Raw genomic sequence first — 3,487 nt, 5'->3', positions numbered from 1 at the left:
GACATGGAGATCAGATTTTCGCTGTCGCTTCCCCGGGACGAGATCTCCATTCCTATTGTCCGCCGGATGTGCACGCAGTCACTGAAGGTTCTCGGCGCGCATCAGGAGTGCGTCGACGACGTGGAACTCGCGCTTACCGAGGCATGTGCCAACGTGCTGAAGCACGCCCAGGCGTATGACTGGTACGAGGTCTCGGTCAACGTCGACAACCAGGTGGCCGCCATCGAGGTGCTGGACAACGGAGGTGGCTTCGACGTCTTCCAGATTGACGCCATGATTCTCGAGGCATCCGCCGATGACACGATCTGCGAAGACGGCCGTGGTATCTATGTCATGCACGAGCTCATGGACAGCGTCCAGTTCGATATTGTGGACGGGCCGCGTCCCGGCATCCGGGTTCATCTGGAAAAACTGCTGCAGTGGGATGAAAGCGCACCCGCCATCCGGCTCGAACGCGCCCCGGCTCACTGCGGGTCCTGACCGGCCGGGTCCTGATCGCGTGGCCGCCGCTTGATCGCCGGTAGGCTGACCACATGAGCGGTGGCCAGCACGAAACAGTCGGCGGGGCGTCATCGGTAGCACGCCGGATCGGCGTGGTGACATTTCCCGGCTCGCTGGATGACAGGGACGCCGCTCGCGCGGTCGGTCTCGGCGGCGGCGAGGCCGTTGCGCTCTGGCACGGTGACACCGAGCTGGCCGGGGTGGACGCGGTGGTGCTGCCCGGCGGGTTCTCCTACGGCGATTATCTGCGCGCCGGGGCGATAGCCCGTTTCTCCCCCATGGTCGGCGCGGTCGTGGACGCGGCCCGTGACGGGTTGCCCGTCCTCGGGATCTGCAACGGATTTCAGGTGCTGTGTGAGGCCGGACTGCTGCCCGGGGCACTCACCCGTAACGTCGGCCTTCATTTCGTCTGCCGGGACCAGCGGCTGCGGGTGGAAAACGCCTCGACCGCGTGGACCTCGGAGTACACGGCCGGCGCGGAGGTTGTTATTCCCGTGAAACATGGCGAAGGCCGCTATGTGGTGAATCCGGCGACACTGGCCCAACTCGAACATGACGACCTGGTGGTTGCCCGCTATCTCGGCGGGAACCCGAACGGATCGGTCGCCGACATAGCCGGCGTCTGCAATGCCGGACGCACGGTTGTCGGGTTGATGCCACATCCCGAGCACGCCGTCGAGCCGCTGACCGGCCCGGGATCGGACGGCCTGGCCATGTTCCGGTCGGTGACATCCGGCGTTCTCGCCGTCTGATCGACTCCCGGCGCGACCGGCCGAAGGGTGCGCGATCATGCCTTTCGCGCGCACCCGGAGGCCCTCAAACGGCCAGTCCGTCCACATCGGCTATATCGGCTATATCGGCCTCGACGGAGCGGCGCAGGGCCGCGTGCAGGGACGCGGGCGTGAGTACGCCGACGTAGTCGTCCCGGTCGTAGACGGCGATGCGGGCGGCGGCGTCGCCCAGGAGCACGGCGAACGCGTCCTTCAGAGAGGCGCCCAGCTCCACCCAACCGGCGAGCGGACGCAGCGCTGCCGCGCTCGCGACCGGACCATGCCCGGCCAGCTCCCCGGCCTCGACCCACCCGCGCACCTCCCCGGACGCCGGGTCGACGACGACCGCCCAGCCGGCGCCGTCCGTGCTGACCCGCACCCGGCTACCCTCGCCGGACCCACCGGACCCACCGGACCCACCGGACCCACCGGACCCACCGGACCCACCGGACCCACCGGAGCCGCCCGGCACGTGCCGGGCGATCGCCTGCAGTGTCTCGGCCGCCGACGTATCCATCCGCACCACCGGTGGGTGTTCGGTGTCGGCCACCCCCAGCGGGGTGACCGCGAGCCGACGCAGCGACCGGTCGAAGCCGGTGAGATCCGCGACGAACGGCGTGGCCGGCGCTCCCAGGACGCGGGTGGCAGCGGCGTACTGCTCAAGTAGACCGCCGGGGCGGAACACCGCGATCCGGTCCGCGAGGTGCACGGCCTCGTCCAGGTCGGGCGTGACGAAGATGATCGTCTTGCCGATATCCCGGTGCAGCAGAACGAGATCGGTACGCAGCCGTTCACACGCCATCGGGTCCAAGCCCGAGCACGGCTCGTCCATCAGCAGTACCAGCGGGTCGGCGGCGAGTGCGCGGGCAATACCGGCCCGTTGCCGTTGCTCGGCGGAAAGTTCATGCGGGTAACGGTCGCCGACGACCGCTGGATCAAGCCCAAGCAGTTCGAGCAGCTCCTGCCCGCGGTCGTGAACCCGCGGCCGCGCCCAGCGCAGCAGTCTGGGAACCGTTTCGACATTTGCCCGGACGGTCAGGTGCGGGAACAGGCCGACGCTCGCGGCGACATGACCGATGCGCCGGCGCAGCGTGACCGGATCCACGCGGGCAACATCCTCGCCGGCCACGAGGATCTGGCCGGACGTCGGCTCGATCATCCTGTTGATGAGATTAATGATTGTGGTCTTGCCGCACCCGGACGGCCCGAGCAGGCAGATGAAATCACCCTCGGCCACGTCGAGATCGAGATTCGTAACAGCGACCGTCCCGTCCAGGTGACGCTTCTGGACGCCTCGAAGCGAAATCATCGGCTCAGTCGCCATCGACTCCGACCAACCCCTCCCGCACCGATTGCGATCATTCCGACCGTGGAACCCACAGCGCCGTCGTTTGTGTTTCATAGCTTTTCTATCGGATTATCCGGTCAGTATCGACTTATCCCGGTAACGTCGCCGTGTGAGCACAATCTCGCAGACCGCCTCGTGGCTTGGCGACAGCGCCAACTGGAACGGCGACAACGGCGTCACCCGGCGCCTCATCGAACACCTGACGGTGACTGCCGCGTCCGTGGGGATTGCGTGCGCCCTCGCGCTACCGATCGGGGTGTGGCTCGGGCACGTCGGGCGAGGCCGCATACTCGCTGTCGGCGGCTCCGCGGTTGAACGGGCGGTGCCGGCATTCGCCGTGCTCGTGCTGTTGGCCGTCGGGCCGCTTGGCTTCGGCAACACCGCGGCCACGGTCGCGCTGACCCTCATCGCGGTACCACCGCTGCTGTCCACTGCCTACATCGGTGTGCGCGATGTTGACAGGGCGGTGACCCAGGCCGCGGTCGGGATGGGCATGTCCGCTGGTCAGGTGGTGCGGCAGGTGGAGCTACCGCTGGCCGCACCACTGCTGCTGGTAGGCCTGCGGACGGCGGCGGCCCGGGTCATCGCCACCGCCACGGTCGCCGCCCTCGTCGGCGGCGGCGGGCTTGGCCGACTCGTGCTGGACGGTCTGGCCCACCACGACGATGCGCAGGCCGTTGGCGGCACGGTCCTGGTCGTGGCGCTGGCCCTGATCGTCCAGGGCCTGCTGCTCTGCCTCGGCCGGCTGGTGACGCCCGCTGGCTGCGGGCCCAGCCGCCTGCATCCCCGCTGGTGATCAGCGGGACGCATAGTCGAGTGTGAACGAACGCTCGTCAAACGCGTGCGGCCGGCCGCCAGCGGGTACTCC

4 protein-coding genes are annotated in these 3,487 nt (G+C 68.2%); 3 read left to right on the top strand and 1 reads right to left on the bottom strand.

Features of this window, described 5'->3' with window-relative positions; translation table 11 throughout:
- Positions 1-480: ATP-binding protein (locus U9980_RS06880; protein WP_322767164.1), on the top strand; the 480-nt coding region annotated here is incomplete at its 5' end.
- Positions 481-533: 53 nt separating this feature from the next.
- A complete protein-coding gene (gene purQ, locus U9980_RS06875) occupies positions 534-1,253 on the top strand; it encodes a phosphoribosylformylglycinamidine synthase subunit PurQ (RefSeq protein WP_322748922.1) in 720 nt (239 codons plus the stop codon).
- Positions 1,254-1,317: 64 nt separating this feature from the next.
- Here the strand turns inward: purQ and U9980_RS06870 are convergent, their stop codons facing one another.
- On the bottom strand, positions 1,318-2,595 hold the full coding sequence (locus U9980_RS06870; protein ID WP_322767163.1) for an ATP-binding cassette domain-containing protein: 1,278 nt from the start codon (positions 2,593-2,595) through the stop codon (positions 1,318-1,320).
- A gap of 133 nt (positions 2,596-2,728) precedes the next feature.
- Here U9980_RS06870 and U9980_RS06865 point away from each other — a divergent pair, with 133 nt between their 5' ends.
- Complete coding sequence (locus U9980_RS06865) at positions 2,729-3,415, top strand: ABC transporter permease (protein ID WP_322767162.1); 687 nt, start codon at positions 2,729-2,731, stop codon at positions 3,413-3,415.
- Positions 3,416-3,487: the final 72 nt, after the last annotated feature.

The organism is Protofrankia sp. Cr1, assembly GCF_963555865.1.
In the GTDB taxonomy this organism is placed as follows: Bacteria; Actinomycetota; Actinomycetes; order Frankiales; family Frankiaceae; genus Protofrankia.
Note: the sequence above shows the minus strand (reverse complement) of the source record. Positions and strands in the feature narration are given on the sequence as shown.